This is a genomic window from Patiriisocius sp., assembly GCF_051252435.1.
Lineage (GTDB): Bacteria > Bacteroidota > Bacteroidia > Flavobacteriales > Flavobacteriaceae > Patiriisocius.
This window is the reverse complement of the sequence record NZ_JBPOFW010000005.1, coordinates 182,497-203,205: the sequence shown is the minus strand read 5'-3', so window position 1 is coordinate 203,205 and position 20,709 is coordinate 182,497. Positions and strand designations below refer to the sequence as shown.

Annotated in this window: 18 protein-coding genes; 11 read left to right on the top strand and 7 right to left on the bottom strand. The window is 36.7% G+C overall.

All coding sequences use genetic code 11. From position 1 onward, the window contains the following. Positions 1 to 38 precede the first annotated feature (38 nt). A complete protein-coding gene (locus tag ACSHW7_RS12550) occupies positions 39 to 1,163 on the top strand; it encodes a PepSY-associated TM helix domain-containing protein (RefSeq protein ID WP_435679707.1) in 1,125 nt (374 codons plus the stop codon). A 10-nt stretch (positions 1,164 to 1,173) separates the two neighbouring features. On the opposite strand, the gene trxB is transcribed toward ACSHW7_RS12550, so the two are convergent. Further along, positions 1,174 to 2,142: a thioredoxin-disulfide reductase gene (gene trxB / locus ACSHW7_RS12545; RefSeq protein ID WP_435679706.1), complete on the bottom strand. Its 969-nt coding sequence runs from the start codon at positions 2,140 to 2,142 to the stop codon at positions 1,174 to 1,176. A gap of 361 nt (positions 2,143 to 2,503) precedes the next feature. On the opposite strand from trxB, the gene ACSHW7_RS12540 reads away from it, so the two are divergent. The 4 genes from ACSHW7_RS12540 (at position 2,504) to ACSHW7_RS12525 (ending at position 6,902) form a co-directional block, all read left to right on the top strand. Next, the gene (locus ACSHW7_RS12540; protein ID WP_435679705.1) at positions 2,504 to 3,478 is read left to right on the top strand and encodes an NAD(P)H-dependent flavin oxidoreductase; all 975 of its coding nucleotides are present in this window, start codon (positions 2,504 to 2,506) and stop codon (positions 3,476 to 3,478) included. 81 nt (positions 3,479 to 3,559) lie between these two features. Then, positions 3,560 to 4,285, top strand: a complete 726-nt coding sequence (locus tag ACSHW7_RS12535; protein WP_435679704.1) for an MBL fold metallo-hydrolase — start codon at positions 3,560 to 3,562, stop codon at positions 4,283 to 4,285. A gap of 199 nt (positions 4,286 to 4,484) precedes the next feature. Then, positions 4,485 to 6,197 carry a LytTR family transcriptional regulator DNA-binding domain-containing protein gene (locus tag ACSHW7_RS12530; protein WP_435679703.1) on the top strand — a complete coding sequence of 571 codons (1,713 nt, stop codon included), beginning with the start codon at positions 4,485 to 4,487 and terminating at the stop codon, positions 6,195 to 6,197. Positions 6,198 to 6,404: 207 nt separating this feature from the next. Then, a complete protein-coding gene (locus tag ACSHW7_RS12525; protein WP_435679702.1) occupies positions 6,405 to 6,902 on the top strand; it encodes a response regulator transcription factor in 498 nt (165 codons plus the stop codon). A gap of 1 nt (position 6,903) precedes the next feature. On the opposite strand, the gene ACSHW7_RS12520 is transcribed toward ACSHW7_RS12525, so the two are convergent. The 3 genes from ACSHW7_RS12520 to ACSHW7_RS12510 all read right to left on the bottom strand — a co-directional run bounded on the left by ACSHW7_RS12520 (position 6,904) and on the right by ACSHW7_RS12510 (position 10,959). Then, positions 6,904 to 8,934, bottom strand: a complete 2,031-nt coding sequence (locus ACSHW7_RS12520; protein WP_435679701.1) for a S9 family peptidase — start codon at positions 8,932 to 8,934, stop codon at positions 6,904 to 6,906. 96 nt (positions 8,935 to 9,030) lie between these two features. Further along, complete coding sequence (ettA, locus tag ACSHW7_RS12515) at positions 9,031 to 10,722, bottom strand: energy-dependent translational throttle protein EttA (RefSeq protein WP_435679700.1); 1,692 nt, start codon at positions 10,720 to 10,722, stop codon at positions 9,031 to 9,033. Positions 10,723 to 10,782: 60 nt separating this feature from the next. After that, the gene (locus ACSHW7_RS12510) at positions 10,783 to 10,959 is read right to left on the bottom strand and encodes a CAL67264 family membrane protein (protein WP_435679758.1); all 177 of its coding nucleotides are present in this window, start codon (positions 10,957 to 10,959) and stop codon (positions 10,783 to 10,785) included. Positions 10,960 to 11,169: 210 nt separating this feature from the next. Between ACSHW7_RS12510 and ACSHW7_RS12505 the strand changes: the two genes are divergently transcribed. Beyond that, positions 11,170 to 12,813: an acyl-CoA carboxylase subunit beta gene (locus ACSHW7_RS12505; RefSeq protein ID WP_435679699.1), complete on the top strand. Its 1,644-nt coding sequence runs from the start codon at positions 11,170 to 11,172 to the stop codon at positions 12,811 to 12,813. Positions 12,814 to 13,087: 274 nt separating this feature from the next. On the opposite strand, the gene ACSHW7_RS12500 is transcribed toward ACSHW7_RS12505, so the two are convergent. Genes ACSHW7_RS12500 through ACSHW7_RS12490 form a run of 3 tightly spaced genes read right to left on the bottom strand, consistent with a single transcriptional unit; the run spans position 13,088 to position 16,430 of the window. Further along, the gene (locus tag ACSHW7_RS12500) at positions 13,088 to 13,648 is read right to left on the bottom strand and encodes a type 1 periplasmic binding fold superfamily protein (protein WP_435679698.1); all 561 of its coding nucleotides are present in this window, start codon (positions 13,646 to 13,648) and stop codon (positions 13,088 to 13,090) included. Between the two features lie 16 nt (positions 13,649 to 13,664). Next, positions 13,665 to 16,064: a TonB-dependent receptor gene (locus ACSHW7_RS12495; protein ID WP_435679697.1), complete on the bottom strand. Its 2,400-nt coding sequence runs from the start codon at positions 16,062 to 16,064 to the stop codon at positions 13,665 to 13,667. Positions 16,065 to 16,097: 33 nt separating this feature from the next. Beyond that, positions 16,098 to 16,430, bottom strand: a complete 333-nt coding sequence (locus tag ACSHW7_RS12490) for a hypothetical protein (RefSeq protein WP_435679696.1) — start codon at positions 16,428 to 16,430, stop codon at positions 16,098 to 16,100. 120 nt (positions 16,431 to 16,550) lie between these two features. Here ACSHW7_RS12490 and ACSHW7_RS12485 point away from each other — a divergent pair, with 120 nt between their 5' ends. The 5 genes from ACSHW7_RS12485 to ACSHW7_RS12465 all read left to right on the top strand — a co-directional run bounded on the left by ACSHW7_RS12485 (position 16,551) and on the right by ACSHW7_RS12465 (position 20,706). After that, entirely contained in the window at positions 16,551 to 17,099 is a 549-nt protein-coding gene (locus ACSHW7_RS12485; protein WP_435679695.1) for a hypothetical protein, read from the top strand. A 217-nt stretch (positions 17,100 to 17,316) separates the two neighbouring features. Then, on the top strand, positions 17,317 to 18,156 hold the full coding sequence (gene kduI, locus ACSHW7_RS12480) for a 5-dehydro-4-deoxy-D-glucuronate isomerase (RefSeq protein WP_435679694.1): 840 nt from the start codon (positions 17,317 to 17,319) through the stop codon (positions 18,154 to 18,156). A 2-nt stretch (positions 18,157 to 18,158) separates the two neighbouring features. Then, on the top strand, positions 18,159 to 18,944 hold the full coding sequence (locus tag ACSHW7_RS12475) for a gluconate 5-dehydrogenase (protein ID WP_435679693.1): 786 nt from the start codon (positions 18,159 to 18,161) through the stop codon (positions 18,942 to 18,944). Between the two features lie 17 nt (positions 18,945 to 18,961). Beyond that, positions 18,962 to 20,362: a glucuronate isomerase gene (gene uxaC, locus ACSHW7_RS12470; protein ID WP_435679692.1), complete on the top strand. Its 1,401-nt coding sequence runs from the start codon at positions 18,962 to 18,964 to the stop codon at positions 20,360 to 20,362. Between the two features lie 8 nt (positions 20,363 to 20,370). Next, positions 20,371 to 20,706: a cupin domain-containing protein gene (locus ACSHW7_RS12465; protein WP_435679691.1), complete on the top strand. Its 336-nt coding sequence runs from the start codon at positions 20,371 to 20,373 to the stop codon at positions 20,704 to 20,706. Positions 20,707 to 20,709 lie beyond the last annotated feature (3 nt).

The following is a 20,709-nucleotide window of genomic DNA, read 5'->3' as shown; positions in this document are numbered from 1 at the left end:
GTTTTAATTTACGTTGCCCCTCTCTAAAATCTACAGCAATGACTTTCAAAAAATTTATATTTCAATTACATAAAATATTAGGCTTAACAACAGGAGCAGTTGTATTTATAGTAGCTATTACCGGTTGTTGTTGGGCTTTTAGAGATGAAATTGAAAGCCTCTCTGATGACTATAAAAAAGTAGCTCCACAAAATGACGCTATCTTGACGCCAACAAAAGCAAAAGAACTTGCCGAAGAAATTTTCCCAAACAACACAGTTCACGGAACCTTATTCAAAAAAAGAAGTGACGCAATAGAAGTTATTTTTTATGATGCCGAACCAGAATTTTATCAAAGTGTTTTCTTAAATCCTTATTCTGGAAAAGTGATTCAAGTAGACAATCATCTTACAGGATTTTTTGCATTCATTCTAAAAGGTCATATTAGACTTTGGCTTCCTAAAGAAATTGGCGAACAGATTGTAGGTGCCTCCATTTTAATTTTTATTATAATCATTATTTCTGGTTTCATTTTATGGATACCAAAAAAACGTAAGAATCTAAAACAGCGTTTAAAATTTAATTGGAAAAAAACGACTCGATGGAAAAGAAAGAACTTCGACTTACATACAATTGTTGGATTTTATGTATGCTTTTTGGCTTTAATTTTGGCATTCACAGGTTCAATGATGTCTTATAATTGGTTAAAATATGTGGTGTATAAATCAACAGGAGGAGAAAAGGAAGTTCGCTTCATTATTCCTGAAAACACAAGTGAAAACATTGGAAATCAGGATTTAATACCTATGGATTATTTAATTGAAAAATTACAGAAAGAATTACCAAACGCAGAAAGTTTTGAACTTCACTATCCTAATACTTTAGACGAAAGTATTTACGTAGAAATTTCAAACAGTAAAGGAATTTACTATGATTCAGATTTTAGATTTTTCGACCAAAATACTTTACAGGAAATTGAAACGCCAGGTATCTATGGAAAATATGAGAACGCAAAAGTAGCCGATAAAATACAGCGAATGAATTATGACATACACATTGGCGCCATTGGTGGTATTGCAGGCAAAATCATTGCTTTTTTAATTAGTTTACTAACCGCAAGTTTACCCGTAACAGGCGTTTTATTATGGTATGGAAGAAATTACAAAAAGAAGAAAATGGCTTAAGTCAATAAACTTAAGCCTCTACCTCTTCTTCGGTTTCTATTGTCGCTAAATAGCGCTCCGCATCTAACGCAGCCATACAACCTGTACCTGCAGCAGTTACAGCTTGACGGTATTCTTTATCTTGAACATCACCGCTAGCAAAAACCCCGGGAATATTTGTTTTTGTTGTCTTTCCTTTTGTAATCAAATAACCTGTTTCGTCCATATCCAACTGTCCTTTAAAAATATCGGTATTTGGTTTGTGACCAATAGCAATAAACAATCCAGTAATTGCTATTTCTTCTTTCTCGCCGGTTTCGTTATTTTTCATTCTCAGACCTTCCACGACCATATCGCCTAAAACTTCATCAACTTCAGTATTATAACGCAAATCAATGTTAGGCGTCGATGTCACTCTATGTTGCATTGCTTTACTCGCTTTCATATAATCTTTACGTACGAGCATCGTCACTTTATTACAAATATTTGCAAGATACGTAGCCTCTTCAGCAGCCGTATCTCCAGCTCCTACGATAGCAACATCTTGACCCTTGTAAAAAAATCCATCACAAACCGCACATGCCGAAACACCACCACCACGTAATTTTTGCTCACTTGGTAAGCCTAAATATTTTGCAGTAGCACCCGTAGAAATAATCACAGACTCAGCTTCAATAACTTTGTTGTTGTCTACAGTTGCTTTATGAATGCCACCTACTTCTTTACTAAATTCAACCGATGTCACCATCCCAATTCGAACTTCAGTACCAAAACGCTCTGCTTGTTTTTGTAATTGTACCATCATTGTTGGCCCATCAATACCTTCTGGATATCCTGGAAAATTATCAACTTCAGTCGTCGTTGTTAACTGTCCGCCTGGCTCCATCCCTGTGTACATAAGTGGTTTCATATCGGCACGTGCCGCATAAATCGCCGCAGTATATCCCGCAGGTCCACTACCAATAATCAAACACTTTACTCTTTCAATTGTATCACTCATAATGTTCTATTCTGAAATTTTAAGGCTATAAAAATAGGTATTTTGAAAGAAACACTACACAGAAAGTTATCCATAAAACCAATGAAGTTATCAAGGAATCAAATAGATTTTATCCAAGTAATTAAGTAGGATTTCCCTCGGAAATGTTACTTAAATAGAAAATATGCAAAAAAAAAGGGAACCTTAAGACAAGACTTACACTCGAAATGGAGGTTAAATAAAGTCCAGTCTCTTGTATTGAGCGAAGCGAATGTTTATTGATTGTAAATCTAGTTATCTATCAAGCTATATATTCAATCAATCGTTCATTCTTTAGTTTCTCTCAAAATTCCACTACTTTTATATTCCTTAAAAAATACAGATGAACAAAGACCAATTTACCAAAAACCTTTCCCTGCCCGTTGTGGCAGCACCCATGTTTTTAATTTCGGGACCCGAACTTGTTATTGCTGCTTGTAAAAGTGGTATCGTGGGAACATTTCCCGCGCTCAACCAACGAACCACCGAAGGTTTTGAAGAATGGCTCATCCAAATTAAAACGGAACTTGAAAAATGGGAAAAAGAAACCGGTAAAAAAGCAGCTCCTTTTGGCGTCAACTTGATTGTGCATAACACAAACCCACGTGTGGAAGCAGATTTGCGAGTTTGCGTAAAGCATAAAGTGCCCTTAATCATAACATCGCTCGGAGCAATTTCTATGGTAGTAGATGCTGTGCACAGTTATGGCGGAATCATTTTCCATGATGTGATAAAAAGACGCCATGCCGAAAAAGCCATTGAAGCTGGTGTTGATGGCTTGATTTTAGTCTGTGCAGGCGCTGGAGGACACGCAGGGACTTTGCACCCCGTGCCTTTTATTAATGAAATTAAACAAATATTTGATGGCTTTATTCTGTTGAGCGGAGCCTTAAGCACCGGCCAGGATGTGGCGAGCGCGATGCAAATGGGCGCAGATTTAGCCTATATGGGAACTCGTTTTATCAACACAACAGAGAGCAAAGCAGATGCAGAATACCGCAAAATGATTGAAGATAGTGAAACCAATGATGTTACCTATACTGCGGCAATAAGTGGTGTTGCAGCAAATTTCTTGCAAAAAAGTTTAGATAAAGCAGGAGTCACTGAGGAACAATTAAAAAGCACTAAAAAAGTAGATTTCGGGAAAGAGCTGGACACAGAGGCCAAGGCTTGGAAAACTATTTGGTCTGCCGGGCAAGGCGTGACTTCCATTCACGATAATTTACCGGTTGGAGATTTAGTTGCTAGAATGAAAACCGAATTTAAAGATGCTATTGAGCACCAACAAGAAGTGCTTCGGAAATATAACAAACATTAAAATAATTAAACAGATGAAAAATTCAGCTATAGTCTTTTTATAATGCTATCCATTTTAAGTTGCAAAAACAACGACAAAAAGATGGAAGAAATTTCCGAAGAAAATATGGAAGAAGTTTCAGGAGAAAAAGAACAAACATTTAACATCATTCCCATCTCGCATGCAACCATAGCATTAGAATGGGGCAATGAAGTGATTTACGTTGATCCTGTGGGTGGCATAGAAGCATTTGCTGGTGCTCCCGAAGCAACACTCGTTTTAGTGACCGATATTCACGGCGACCATTTTAATCCAGAAAAATTAATGGCCACTCGTGGCGATGCTAGGATTATTGCTCCTCAGGCAGTTTTTGACAAAATGGATGAGGCATTGCAAGCGAGAACTACAGTAATGAACAATGGAGAGGAAATTGTTTCAAAAACTACCGATAAAATAAGCCTTGAAGCTATTCCAATGTACAACCTAAGACCCGAAGCTTTGAAATTTCATGAAAAAGGACGCGGTAATGGATATGTACTTTCTAAAGATGGAATGCGGGTATATATCTCAGGTGATACAGAAGATATTCCAGAAATGAGACAACTTAAAGATATTGATGTGGCATTTGTATGCATGAATTTACCCTACACCATGACCGTTGAAAGTGCAGCAAGCGCGGTACTAGATTTTAAACCAACAAAAGTATATCCATATCATTATAGAGGTACAGATGGCATGAGTGATGTGACCAAATTTATGGATATACTTGATGAAGAAAATGGAGATATTCAAGTAGTGCAATTAGATTGGTATCCAGAAGCCGAATAAATTAATTTTAAATAACAAAAAGCGCTTAAATAATTATTTGAGCGTTTTTTTGTTTTCAACTGTTTGGTTTTCAGAAAACTATTGTTTCAAAGTGTGGTTTTGTTTACTGTTAATGAAATTAAATTCAACAAATCATTCGAACTTTTTGTAAGTATTTCCTACATTTGAGTAGACACTTACTAATCATCAAGCCCCGTTTATGAGATATTTTTATCTTATTTTTTTTCTTATTTTTTCATCCATTTTTAATATCCAAGCACAATCAGAACAGCAATATGATTCTATTTATCAGCTTGGATTAAAGCATAGACGCTCACCAGATAGCTTACAAAAATATGGGCGTTTCTTGCTTTTACTTGACGACAGTAAACGTGCTGCCATATCAATGCGCGGCTATTACTATTTAGGTCAAGCAGAGTCTCTAAAAGGGGAAATAGCACAAAGTATTGTGTATTATGATAGTGCGTTGGTTTCAAAACAGGGGGTGCCAGATTCAGATTTTCAAATTATCGCAACATTGATGCGAAATAAGGGGATAAGCTACTCACGTTTAGGCAAAACTGAAGCAGCTAAAAAAGCTTTTAATGAACTCATCACGCTAGCAAAAACTAAAAACTTACCCATACAACTCGCCCCAGCATATAATGATTTAGGAATTACTGAGAAAAACACGGGTAATTTTAAAAAAGCAATAGAATTATATACAAACGCTTTACGTATTTACGATAGCCTTGGTAATTATAAAAGTATGTCGGCAACCTATTTGAACATGGGAGTTGCAGAAGCAAATTTAAAAAACCTAAATCATAGTAATGAGAGCTTTAAAAAAGTAATCTATATTTCCTTAGCGCATGAAAATAATAGAGACCTTTATAGAGCATATAATAATCTCTCTGTAAATTATAATTCCTTGAATCAACCTGATTCTGCTCTTTTCTATTTGAGAAAAATAGTGCCTTATTATAAAAATAATAAGGATAGATATAGTGAATATTTAGCTTATAAAAACTTGGGCACAGCTCATTCCCAATTAAAAACAAATGACAGTGTTTTATTCTATCTAAACAAATCTATAAAAGGTTTTAAGGAAATGAATATTCCTGAAAAAATAGGAGAAGGACAGGTAACGGCTGCAATTTTTTATTACGACCAAAGCCAATTGAACAAAGCACAAGCCTACGCAGATTCTGCTGTAAATAATTTTCAAAAATCAAATCATGCCAAGTTACTCGCAGACACATATAATTTGTTAAGTAACATTCATGAAAGCAAAAAAGATTTTGAAAAGGCAAATGAGTATATTAAAAAATCTAAACAAATAGAGGACTCTATTTATACCGCCGAGAACAACAAAAATTTAAATAAAATCTTAACCGAGCTTGAAGTAAAAGAAAAGGACTTAGCAATTGACAATTTGGAAGGCGAAAAGTCCTTTTACAAATCAACGTTTTTTATTGCGACTTTACTTTCGCTCGTATTGCTACTTTTCTTTTATTTATTATACAGAAGATATCAAGACTCAAACAAGGAGTTGATTTCATTGAGAGAAAAAATGGAATACTATCATAAAAAAACAACTCAAAAATCAGCGACTATGCTGGCTCTTAAAAGTAAAGCTGTTGTAAAAACCGAAGAACTTCTGTATGTAAAAAGTGACAGTCATTACCTAGAATTTTACACAAAGGACAACAATAAACCAGAAATAGACAGAAATGCACTTAAAGACGTTTTAGAACAATTAAAAGAACTAGGCTTTGCTCAGATACATAAATCTTATATTGTAAATCTGGACTATATTCGTATTATAAATTCTACTAAAATTATGCTTACCGATGGTACCTGGCTTCCATTATCCCGAACGTATAAACCAAGGTTAAAAGAAATATTACTTCATACTTCTGAAGAAAATTAGAAACTTAATTTGCTTGAAAACAGCACCTTGTAAAATCTCATTTTCATCTCATTTTTTGAAAATAATTTAATGCCTTAAAACGTGCGTTTTGTGACAACTTTCCTATTTTTATTGAGTTAGGGGTTGTATTTCGTGACGGAAAACCTGCGAGTAGTGACTTATAGAAGTTAATATAGATTAGTTTATAGTTTATTTGGATAACCAAAGATGAACCCAAATACTTATAAAATGAATCTTCCAGCTCAAAATTTAAAGGATACCGACCACGACCCACAAGGCAACTCGCTCAATAATGTCCAACAACAGATATCAAAACACATCCTTAATTTAATTTCAGAAAACCAACCTTTATCAAACTACAACCAATTGAAAACTCAAGACGAATCTCACGATAATGTGCGTTATCTTCATAACTCTAATAGCATCGTCAAAGAAATAAAACAGATAACCAAAGTGCTATCGAAAATCTATATCGAGGTTAATGAACAAGGATTAAAAGCAAAAAAATTAAATTCGCTTACCAAACAGGAGCTCAATATTTTTCATTTAATTTCAAAAGGTCTTCAAACAAAAGAAATCGCTGCGACATTATTCATTTCGGTACATACTGTAAACGCTCACAGAAAAAACATCTATAAAAAATTAGAAATCAACAATGTAGCTTCGCTAGTGAAACTATCTTTAATTATTGATATGGTGCAGTAAGTTATTTATACTTATCAAACCAAGCTAGCGTGTGTGCTATTTTGGTAATTAAATTACTCGGGCGTGCAGCAATCCCGTGCGATGCTTCAGGGATTTCAACGAGCACCGTTTCAATTTTTCTTAGTTTTAATGCGTGGTACAGTTGCTTTGCCTCGCTGGGTGGTGTTCTCAAATCATCCATTCCAACCATCACCATCGTGGGAGTTTCTACATTTCCAACTAAGGAAAGTGGAGAAAATTTCCAATAAACATCAAAATTCTCCCAAGGCTGGCCGGGATATCGGCTGTTTGCATAGCCATAATAGTTATCAGCTACCAAGGTTTTACTTATCCAATTCATTACTGGTTTTGCTACAACTGCCGCTTTAAATCGGTTGTTTTTTCCAATCATCCATGCAGTCATAATTCCGCCTGCGCTACCTCCTGTGACATATAATTTGCCGGCATCCACATTTCCTTTCGCAATCATTGCATCTACTCCGTCCATTACGTCATTATAATCTTCGCCCGGATAATTATTATAAAGTAAATTTCCGAATTCCTCCCCATAACTGGTACTTCCCCTTGGATTGGGATAAAAAACAATGTATCCTGCAGCTGCGTATAATTGCATTTCTGCTGAAAAATGTGGCCCATAATTTAAAATAGGACCACCGTGATTCTCAACAAGCAACGGATATTTTTTAGCCGAATCATAGTCTGGTGGATACACCGCATAGCCTTGAATATCGCGATTGTCCACCGAAGATGTATACCACATTTCTTCTACTTTTCCCAACTTTCGGTAAGCGAGTATATCTTCATTTAAAGCAGTAATTGTTTTAGCGCCTTTATTTCCTTTTGAAGTAATCGCAATTTCCGCAGGCCTGTCTGGTTTTGATATTGTATAAGCAATGGTGCCGTTGTTTGAAACTGAGAAATTTCCGCTTGCGTAAGGTCTTCCCAAAGTTGTTCCGCCTACGTTATCTGCAATATCGGTTACATTTCCGTTAATAGAAATATACGCCAATTTTGTAATCCCTTTATCGTTGTACATAAAATACAACCCCTTGCTATCACTCGCCCAAGTCGCATTGTCAATATCTCTATCGAGTGCTTCTGAAATGGATTTTACATTATCCCCATTGCTGTCCATTATATGTAATTGACGCACTTGGTAGGCCTGTACCTTGTCCTCAAAACCCACATAAGCAATATGCTTTCCATCTGGCGATATCATGGGGTTTCCATCGGGTCCATTTCTATCTGTCAAGGTTTTTATTTGCAAGTTTCGGGTATCCACAGAATAGACTTCAGAATTTCTAAAATCATATTCCCAATCAGCATTCAAATTGGCTGAAAAATAAATTTTTGTTCCATCTGGTGCCCAAGATAATCCGCCACGATGATTAAATTCGCCGCTCGTTAATTGACGTGGACTCCCTCCCTCTGCCGAAATCGTAAAAATATGGGTAAACCCTGGTTTAATATATCCTGCGCCGTCTGCTTCGTGTTTTAATCTGTCTGTAATTCGCGGTGTTTTTGCCCATTTTGCATCTTTGGGTTTCTCTGGCATCATTGCAATTACAGGAGCTTTTGCTGCTACTTTCATAGTAAATGCAATAGACTTTCCATCTGGTGACCAAGCTAAACTTGATGGACTCATTTCTAATTGTGTCAAGCGTGCCAACGTGCCAGATTGCAACCAATAAACGTAAATCTCACTACCGTTTTCTGTTCCGCTTGTAAATGCTATTTGGTCGCAGTTGGGAGACCAAATGGCATTTCCCTCAGCTTTATCTTGAGACGTTAATTTACGGTGGTTATTTCCATCGACATCAATAAGCCAAAGACTTGCCGTACTCTTATCTTCCATAATGTCAAATCCCGTTCTACGATACACAACATGTTTTCCGTCTGGCGAAATTTGTGGGTCGTTAGCGTATTCCAATTGAAAAACATCAAGATATTCAAAAGGGGTTTGGATTTGAGCTAACATTTCCGAAGGAAAAATAGAAGCTATATAAAAGGAAAAAAGGAGTAAGTATTTCATTGTGGTTAATTTTGATTTCAAGATAAATAAAAAGAGAGTTTCTAAAAAGGGATTCTAGAAACTCTCGCAGTTAATTATGTTATATTTCAGCAGTGATTATCGCACCAACTTTTTATATTTAATTCGCTTAGGCATTAAATCTCCACCTAGACGTTGTTTCTTGTTTTCTTCGTATTCACTAAATCCGCCCTCGAAGAAATATACTTGGCTGTCGCCTTCAAAAGCCAAAATGTGCGTACAAACTCTATCTAAAAACCATCTATCGTGACTAATCACTACAGCACATCCAGCAAAGTTTTCAAGTCCTTCCTCGAGTGCTCTCAAGGTATTCACATCCAAGTCGTTTGTTGGCTCATCCAGTAATAAAACGTTTCCTTCTTCTTTTAATGTCATTGCTAAGTGCAATCTGTTGCGTTCTCCACCCGAAAGTAATGAGACTTTTTTGTTCTGCTCGCTTCCACTAAAGTTGAATCTACTCAGATAAGCTCTAGAGTTTACTTGCTTCCCTCCCATCATCACCAAATCTTGCTCATCACTAAAGTTTTGCCAGATTGTTTTCTCCGGATCAATATTTGAATGCGCTTGATCAACATAACTCACCTTTGCCGTTTCTCCAGTTGTAAACATTCCTTTATCTGGGTCTTCTTCGCCCATAATCATCCTAAAGATGGTTGTTTTACCAGCACCGTTGGGTCCAATTACTCCCACAATTCCAGCCTGCGGTAAGTTGAAGTTTAAATCTTCATATAATAACTTATCGCCATAGGCCTTACTTACGCCGCTCGCTTCAATCACATTTGTTCCCAAACGAGGTCCATTGGGTATGTAGATTTCTAATTTTTCATCAAGCTGTTTTTGGTCTTGACTCATTAATTTATCGTAATTCTTTAAACGCGCTTTTTGCTTGGTCTGTCTTCCTTTTGCTCCTTGACGAACCCATTCCAACTCACGTTCCAATGTTTTTTGACGTTTGCTTGCAGTCTTGCTTTCCTGAGCCATACGTTTTGACTTTTGGTCCAACCAAGATGAGTAATTTCCTTTCCACGGAATTCCCTCTCCTCTATCCAATTCTAAAATCCAACCAGCAACGTTATCCAAGAAATATCTATCGTGTGTCACAGCAATTACAGTACCTTTATATTGCGCTAAATGATGTTCTAACCAGTGTACGCTCTCTGCATCCAAGTGGTTTGTTGGTTCATCTAATAGCAAAACATCTGGTTCTTGTAATAATAATCTACAAAGTGCCACTCGTCTTTTTTCTCCTCCTGAAAGTGGTCCAATTTTCTTATCGCCGTCTGGTGTACGTAATGCATCCATTGCTATTTCTAGCTTGGTATCTAACTCCCAGGCGTTTGCGGCGTCGATTTGGTCTTGCAACACCGCTTGGCGTGCCATGAGCTTTTCCATTTTATCAGGGTCGCTGTAGACTTCTTCAAGTCCAAAAGAGTCATTAATTTTATTATACTCGTCAAGAATAGCAACAGTTTCAGCAGCTCCTTCTTTTACAATTTCGAGTACGGTTTTTTCCGGGTCAAGTTGTGGGTCTTGTTCTAAATATCCTACCGAATATCCCGGTGCAAAAACCACATCTCCCTGGTAATTTTTATCAACACCAGCAATAATTTTAAGCAGGGTTGATTTACCACTACCGTTGAGACCGAGGATTCCAATCTTTGCTCCGTAAAAGAAACTCAGGTATATATTTTTTAAAACGGGTGTTTGTGCATTCTGAAATGACTTTGTCAATCCAGACATTGAAAATATTACTTTTTTATCGTCTGCCATTTTTTAAGTTGAATTTTTAATTAGAAAATTTGGTGATTTAATGCGCTTCGGAAATGTAATTTACATCCTTCCTTTTAACGCATTAAAAACCCATGCGATGGCAAAGAATCCTATTCCAACCGCTGCGAAGCCCCATCCTGCTACATCATCGTATCTAAAAGCTCCAAGAGCGATGAGCGATAATCCCACGATTATCATAATTAAGGTTGCCCAACCTAGCACTGTATTTTTATTCATCATAATTTTTAATTTGATCAAGGCCGAAAAGATTTCGGGAGTTTTTATGTTGTCTTATTTTCTTCGGAAATTTTAAATCCATGGAACTAGCGTAACATAAGTCCCATTTCCGAAGAAAAAAATCGATAACAAATATCGTTAATAAATCTATCTTTTGAAACAAACAAACCGTGATAGTTTTGTAATTTTACGGTCAAACAAACATTGTTCATGGACATCAACTTTAATAAAAACGAAGATCATAATAAATTACTACTTTCAGATTTACGCCAGCGACTTGGCAAGGTAAAACTTGGAGGTGGCGAAAAACGTATAGAAAAACACCACGCCAAAGGAAAGATGACCGCGCGGGAACGTATTGCGTATTTATTGGACGAGAAAAAACCATCCATTGAAATAGGTGCTTTTGCTGGAGAAGGCATGTACAAAGAACACGGCGGATGCCCAAGTGGTGGCGTTGTTGTAAAAATAGGCTATGTAAAAGGCGTGCAATGTATCGTGGTTGCTAATGACGCCACGGTAAAGGCGGGTGCTTGGTTTCCTATTACAGGTAAGAAAAATTTACGTGCGCAGGAAATTTCGATAGAGAACAAATTGCCTATTATTTATTTGGTGGATAGTGCCGGTGTGTATTTACCAATGCAGGATGAAATATTCCCAGACAAGGAACATTTTGGGCGTATTTTTAGAAACAATGCTGTGATGAGTAGTATGGGGATTACTCAAATTAGTGCCATTATGGGAAGTTGCGTTGCCGGTGGTGCGTACCTCCCAATTATGAGCGACGAAGCTTTAATCGTTGATAAAACGGGAAGTATTTTCCTTGCTGGAAGCTATCTCGTAAAAGCTGCTATTGGCGAAAGTATCGATAATGAAACACTGGGCGGAGCAACGACACAATGCGAAGTGAGCGGTGTTACAGATTATAAATCCAAAGATGACAAAGATGCTTTAGATATTATTAAAAAGATAGTTTCAAAAATAGGAGCGTATGATAAAGCTGGTTATAATCGAGCGAAGGCAATAAAACCTGCAAAAGACCCCAATGAAATTTTTGGAATCCTCCCCCGCTCTCGTGCGGATCAATATGATATGCGAGAAATCATTGAACGTCTTGTGGACGACAGTGATTTTGAAGAATACAAAAAAGGCTACGGCCAAACGATATTAACCGGCTATGCACGTATAGATGGCTGGGCTGTTGGAATTGTTGCCAATCAACGTAAGTTAGTGAAAACCACAAAAGCAAAAACGAAACCAAGCGAAATGCAGTTTGGAGGCGTAATCTATAGCGACAGTGCTGACAAAGCCACGCGATTTATTGCGAACTGTAACCAGAAAAAAATACCATTGGTGTTTTTACAAGATGTAACAGGATTTATGGTAGGTAGTAAAAGTGAGCACGGAGGCATTATTAAAGATGGGGCAAAAATGGTAAATGCTGTGAGTAATAGCGTGGTACCAAAATTTACAATTATTATAGGGAATAGCTACGGCGCAGGTAATTATGCCATGTGCGGAAAAGCATACGACCCAAGATTAATAGCTGCTTGGCCAAGCGCAGAACTTGCTGTAATGAGTGGAAACAGTGCTGCCAAAGTGTTGTTGCAAATTGAAACAGCATCCCTTAAAAAACAAGGAAAAGAGATAACTCCCGAAGTTGAAAAAGAACTCTACGACCGAATAAAAGCAAGATATGACGAACAGATTTCGCCGTATTATGCAGCGTCAAGAATTTGGACGGATGGCGTTATCGACCCATTAGACACAAGAAAATGGATTAGCCTAGGTATTGAAGCTGCTGACCACGCTCCTATTGAGAAACCTTTTAATTTAGGAGTTATTCAGGTTTAATATTTCAATTGGCGGTGTTGTAGAATAATGTGGGTAGGTGTTTTAATTGTATGTTTTAAATTTAATATGAAACACCCCACTAAATCTCCCCTCGAGGGGAGACTTTTAGCTCCTTTCCCTTGAGGGAAAGGCTGGGATAGGGTGTTCTTCGATAATTTTTTAAATTAACCCACATTATTCTACAACAGTACTTTTCAATTTAACCGAAAATAAAAATACCCGTTGAAACTTTTCAACGGGTATTTTGGTTTAAAAAATTTGATATTGTAACTGCTTATTGCACAGTTACATCTGTAAAAGTTACGGCAATATCAGTTTCGCCTCCTGCATCACCTAAACCTGTATTGGGTTTTGTAGGCTCGTGACGTAATGTGAATGTTAAATTCCCAGAACTGGCAGCATTCGCAGTAAGAGTAAACAGTATCCCTACAGGATTTCCGTCTAAATCAAAATCAACATAGGTAGTAGTTACATCGAGTGTTCCACCCACTGTGTAAAAAAACTGGTGTTCTTCTCCTTCTTCATCTACTTCAGTAGTAATATTATCTGGTGGACTCACCGTTTCATTGAGGAGAATTATTTCACCGTTATATGTGGTATTGGCACTCAAGTTTCCAGAAACTGTAACTACGGGAGCATCTCCACCATCTCCATCAATATCTCTACTTTGCAAAATAACGGCTGTTCCCCCTCCTTGAGGTCTCAAAGTTGCAGTAAACGTTGTGATTACCTCCTCTTCGTTAACTGGCACAGGAGTGGTATCATCATCATTTGAACAAGCAAGACTGAATAATCCTGCTATAATTGCTGCACTAAAAATTTTTAAGTTTTTCATTTTTTTTTGTTTTTAATTAATAATTAATTTTAAGGTTTAATAAAATATTTCTTCCCAAGTCATCCGCGTAATATCGTAGGCGATTGAGGTAATTTCTATAAGAGGTATTTAGTACATTGGTCACGTTCAATCCCACTGTGAGATTAGACTCGCTCCCAACATTAAAATCCATACTTGATTTAAAATTTAATAGATGATACGCATCTGGCGGGGTACTTACATCCACGAGTTCATCCATTTCAGTTTCTGGATTGAAAACTTCAAAGTTTGTATCTGGGAACTCATTTTGACGAAATACATATTGACTTTCTAAAGCCAAACGTAACTTGTTCAATTGTTTATTTTCATAGACAATTTCGTTCGTCGTGTTTACCGGCGGCATGTCTATCAAAGGTTCATCACGAGAACGGTCATAGCCCTTGACGAAAGAAAATTGATGCTTAAAGCTGAAATTCTCATCAATCACAATATTAGCATCTACGTCTACTCCCAATAACTGCGCATCTGTCTGGCGATATTCCCATACTTGAAAGTTTCCACGTATGGTTTGTTGAACACCAGTTGGCTCTATCACAATAAAATCTGAAATTGAATTTACATAAGGGTTTATTGAAAAATCCAGCCCTTTTCTTTTATGCTGAAATGTGACAGAAAATTTATGCGCCGTCTCCGAATCAAAACGCAAGTCACCCAACTCTATCCTTGAAGCCGAATGGTGCAAGCCTTCGCTAAAGAGCTCAGAAGGATTGGGAGCTCTCGATGCCAACGAGTAATTAAAAAACAAACTCGAAGCATCATCAAAAGCATACGTTGCTCCCGCAGTTACTGAAGGATTATAAAAATTGAGTTGAGGATTTGTCAAAAGTTGATTGTCTAATTCCTCCACAACGATTTCTGGAAACAAGTCGTCATAGTTTCGGGATTCCCAAAAGGATGTTCTGTAAAATTTAAAGACGTCCATATAGGTGTAATCAAAGCGAGCTCCTAATTCGGCTATTAAATTTTCATTTATTTCATATTTCAGAATACCATAAGCGGCAGCATCATAACGGTCATAATCTGGTATCAATCTTCTCACGCCCGTATCTGGATTTGCGAAGTTATTTTGATATCGGGTCATAATGCCTGCGGTCATGTCTAATTTTTCTGAAATTTCAGCATCCAAATTCAACTGAATTGTATGTGTCGTTAACTTTAAATCTAAGGAAGCATCATCACGATCGTCCCCGCGGCGAACGTCAAACTCAAGCCTGTTGTTTTGCTGAAAATCGTATTGCAGACTTATTTTTCCTAAACCTTCTAACCTTTTAAATCCTTTTACACGAGCCAAATGGTGTGTAACATCCTGCCGTGGGTCATCTATGGTATAGGTAAAGTCATTGACAATAAGCGGTCGATTGCTGTTAATGGCTCTTATTTGGTCTGTAGCACCGCCAATGTGCGATGCTCTTAAAATTCCTATTTCGTTTCTAAAAAGAGAATAATAGGCTTCCACGCCGAAGTTAAACTTATTCAATCCTACGCTCAATGATGCGTTGCGTTCAAAAATACCCGTGTTGCTCAGTACATAGTCTGGAGCTTCAAAATCGCCATAGCGCTTCAATGTACCTTGAACAGTACCGTACCAACCTGTTTTTGTTCCTTTAGATAGCGATGTGGACAGCGAAGCTCCACGACCATTTGTAGCAGCTGTCATTAGGGTTTTCCCATATAACGTATCTTTTACGGGTACTTTTGCAGCTTCGGAAATTATAACGCCACCTACGGCATCTCCCGAATATTGCAACGCTCCCGCTCCTTTGATTACGGTTAAATTTCCGGAAGAATTTACATCAACATTGGGCGCATGCTCGGCTCCCCATTCTTGGTCTTCCATGCGCACGCCGTTATTCATAATCACTACCCTACTGCTGTGAAGTCCATTAATTACTGGCTTTACAACTGTATTACCCGTGTTGAGCGATGATACACCAGACAGACTATTTAATGCATCACCCAAAGACCCATTGCTAAAGCTTTCTAATGTTTCTTTAGAAATAACGGTTTCTACGAGCGAATTGCTTTTCTTTTCATACGCCCTACCCTTCACTGTAACTTCGTTGAGTTCTTCCAAGTGATGCTCTAGACGGAAAGTTTTGGTTGTATTTCCATTTATCTTTACCGTATAGGTAACAGTATCACAGTACGGATGCGAAATTTGTACGTCGTAGCTTGCATTACATAATGACGAAATACTGAAATTACCATCAAAATCTGTAAGAGCAGATTGACCTGTTTCAATTATTAATAATGTTGCTCCTGCCAGTAAAGTATCATCGTGCGAATCAATTACTTTACCAGAGAAAATAGCGTCACAATTTTGTGATAGCAAACTACCGCTAGATATAAGCAATAGTATAAAGGCGTAAAAACGCATATAGATTCTTGATTTAGATAAATAAAAGTTTAACTAGACAAAATCTACAGGCGGTGCTCTTAATTGGGTATTTGTGAAATAAAATTTTTTAGAAAGAACCGAAGAAATGGTCTTTACTCTTTTTGAAGGAACTTTATATACTTTGAAATCTGGATATTCTAAAATTTCGTAATTAAACGTCGCTAAATGGAAATCACACACTTGACATTCTGGCAAATCCTGATGCATGTGGGTAGTAACCTCTGTGCAAGGTGTGTGTTCATGTCCTTCTAATGCATGTGAAAATTGCACCGCAGAAGGAAACGCAAATGCTACAAAAAGCAAAACCGATATTATAATATTTCCTATTTGTGGTTTTCTCTGCAAGAAATGGTTTAATTTACAAGTGGCAAAGATACAGAACTATTTTGTTCTTCTAAATTTGATTCTCTTAATAAAAACATAAGGTTTTATTCATAAAAAATATATTACATTGAACAAAAAACTATGAAAAAAGTAATTATTTTATTGGCACTTGCATTATGTACGCATACTTTATATGCGCAAGAAGAGAACGAACAACGAGGCCTATTTGTTCAATCTATTAGTTTAGCCCCTGGAGTTTGGGGTGATTTCGACTCAGATTTTAGAAAAGAAGAGGGGCTTGCAATAAGTGTTGATGTAACCGCAAACTACCACAGTCATCTATTCACGTTTTATGCAAGTTCCTTGCAAGAAGTACATATTTTTGGCAATAGCAATAATACATCTATTGTACAAATAGGGGCTTACTATGGTCGCGAATTTACAATTGCGCCCTGGTTCAGGATTGAAGGACATTTAGGACCCAGTATAGTTATCACTTCTTATAGCAATCCTACTACTGATTTTAATCGGTTGAATGAGACAACCCTTGGTTACGGTGGTCGCGCAAAGCTTTTGTTCTACCCAACACCCTCTAGGCGATTTGGTTTTGGACCTCATGCCCAAGTAAACCTCAACAGTGTACTCAACACAGGAATGGTTGGACTGAATTTTCAGTTTAAATTGAAATAGTTTGGAATTAATATTTCCGAAGAACTTTATTAATCAAATCCATATAATTGTTCATATCTCGGGTTAATCCTTTGAAAATCGTATAATTCTTGTTTTATAACATTATGAATTTGTTAAAAAACCTGCTCAAAAATTCATAATTATAAATAATTAGGTTTTAATTTAAATTATTTTATATTTGTGTAATCGATTACAGTTAAATAAATAATAATACTTTATGACCAATTATAGTTTTAGATACGCAACTAATCCTACGGATGCAAAAAAATACGGAACTGATGAACTTAGAGAACATTTTCTTATAGATAATCTTTTCGCAAAAAATGAAATCAACCTCACCTATTCCATGTACGACCGTTATATTGTGGGCGGTGCAATGCCTTTAAATGGAGAGCTTGTACTTGAAACCATTCCATATCTAAAATCTGAAAATTTCTTAGACCGAAGAGAATTAGGAATCGTCAATGTTGGAGGTGCCGGAAAAGTTACTGTCGATGGAGAAACGTATATGCTCAATAAAAAGGAAGCTCTTTATGTAGGCAAAGAGTGTAAAAATGTTTCATTCACTAGTGATGATAAAGATAATCCAGCACTATTTTACTTAAACTCTGCTCCTGCCCATAAAAAATTTCCTACTAAAAAAGTAGGCAAAAATGAAGCTGAAGTTATCCAACTAGGCGACGAAAAATCTGCTAATAAAAGAATACTCAACAAGTTGATAGTCAACAGCATTGTTGAAACATGCCAGTTACAAATGGGACTCACAGAGTTATTGCCAGGCAATGTTTGGAACACTATGCCTGCACATACTCATAATAGAAGAATGGAAGCCTACTTCTATTTTGATCTTGAGAGTCCACAGACTATCTCACATTTTATGGGAGAACCAAAAAACACAAGACACATCTTTTTACAAAATAATCAAGCAGTACTTTCACCGGAATGGTCTATTCACTCTGGAGCAGGAACTTCCAATTATTCATTTATCTGGGGAATGGCTGGAGAGAATCTAGACTATGGTGATATGGACAGCTTTCCACCAAACGAATTATTATAGAAATGGAATTATTCAACTTAAAAGGTAAAACAGCATTAATTACTGGTGGCACACATGGACTTGGGATGGCTATGGCTGTTGGTCTTGGTAATGCAGGAGCTAGATTAGTGATAACGAGCACTACACCCGAAAAGCTTAAGAAATCACTTGAATTTTATAAAAAACAGGGATTTAATGCTACGGGTTATATTTTTGATGTTACTAACGAAAACGTTGTAGAAGAAAAAGTTGCTATCATATCAAAAGAGGTTGGTGATATTCATATCCTCGTTAATAATGCTGGTATCATTAAAAGAGAACTAGCTATTACAATGCCGGTTTCAGATTTTAGAAGAGTTATCGATGTAGATTTAGTTGGTCCTTTTATCATGGCGCAAGCTATTGGTAAACAAATGATTGAACGCAAAGAAGGAAAAATCATTAACATTTGTTCCATGATGAGCGAATTAGGAAGAAACTCTGTTTCGGCTTATGCTGCTGCTAAGGGTGGTTTAAAAATGTTGACACAGAATCTTGCTACTGAATGGGCAAAACACAATGTTCAGGTTAATGGAATTGGTCCTGGATATTTTGCTACTTCTCAAACAGCCCCAATACGCGTAGACGGACATCCTTTTAACGATTTTATCATAAACAGAACACCTGCAGCTCGTTGGGGAAATCCTGAAGACTTAGAAGGAACTGCGGTTTTTCTAGCCTCAAAAGCGAGTGATTTTGTAAATGGACAAATAATATATGTAGATGGCGGAATCTTGGCAACTATAGGGAAACCATATAACGAAGATTAATTTTTATTAAAATTTTAATGAGCAAATCAATTATAACAGATAATTTCTTACTTGAAAATAAGTATGCTGAAGAGCTGTACCACACGTATGCGAAAAATCAACCCATTATTGATTATCACAATCACTTGCCACCACAACAAATTGCAGAAGATAAAATATTCAATAATTTGACGAATGTCTGGATTCGCGGTGACCACTATAAATGGCGAGCAATGCGTACGCTTGGTATCGATGAAAAATTTATTACAGGCATTGCAACCGATGAGGAAAAATTTATGCATTGGGCAAAAACGGTTCCTTACACGATGAGAAACCCATTATACCATTGGACACACCTTGAACTTGCTAGATATTTTGACATTTTTGAACCACTCAATGAAAAAACTGCAACTCACATCTATGCTGAAACGTCTGAAAAATTAAGCAGCCAAGAATATAGTTGTAGAAACCTCTTGAAAAAAGCAAATGCCGAAGTAATCTGCACGACCGAAGACCCAACCGATACTTTAAACCATCATAAAGATATTTCAGGTAGTGACTTTTCAGTAAAAGTAAGCACTGCTTTTAGACCGGATAAAGCGATTTTAATACTCAGTGAAGGATATAACGATTATATTGACGCCCTAGGAAAAAGCGCCGAAATTGAAATAAGTTCTTTCAACGATTTATGTGACGCTTTAGGTAAACGCATCGATTATTTTCATAAAAATGGATGCAGATTATGTGATCACGGTCTTGATAAAATATCTTTTGAAGATTTCACCGAATCACAAGTAGCGACAATTTTCAAGAAGAAACGAAGTGGAGGGACAGTCACGACGGAAGATGCTGCAAAATTTGAAAGCGCAATCCTTCTGTTTTTATCTGAAATGTATCATACCAAAGGCTGGGTGCAACAATTTCATTTAGGTGCACTAAGAAATAATAATGCGCGTATGCACAAAATTTTAGGGCCAGACACAGGATGGGATTCTATTGGTGATTATTCTCAAGCACAAAAGCTATCTGCTTTCTTAAATACATTGGACAGCAAAGATAAATTGACCAAAACAATTCTATATAACTTAAACCCTGCAGATAATGAAGTAATGGCAACGATGGCGGGTAATTTTAACGATGGTAGTGTCAAAGGAAAAGTTCAGTTTGGTTCTGGTTGGTGGTTTTTAGATCAAAAAGATGGAATGACTAAACAACTCAATGCGCTCTCAAACATGGGTCTTATAAGTTGTTTTATAGGTATGTTGACAGACTCAAGAAGCTTTATGTCATTCCCAAGGCATGAATATTTCAGAAGAATTCTTTGTAATCTTTTTGGAGAAGAAATTAAAAAAGGAGAATTGCCAGATGATATGGAATGGATTGGAAAATTGATTTCAGACATCAGCTACAATAATGCTAAAGAATATTTTGATTTTTAAAAATGATTATGAATAATAAAATGCAACATTTTTTTAAAGAAAACAATGAATGGGAAATTATAGACGAACATATAAGTCGCCAAATAGTAGCTTATAACGAATCTATGATGATGGTACAAGTAGCATTTGAAAATGGTGGTGTGGGCGAATTACACAAGCATTTTGAAACACAGGCAACGTATATAGCTTCAGGTACATTTGAAGTAACCATTGATGGTACTATGGAAATAATAAAAAAAGGACATTCATTTTTTGTTCCTTCAAATGTAGTACATGGGGTAGTTTGTCAAGAAGAGGGAATGTTGGTGGATATTTTTAGTCCCTACAGAAAAGATTTTATTTAAGAA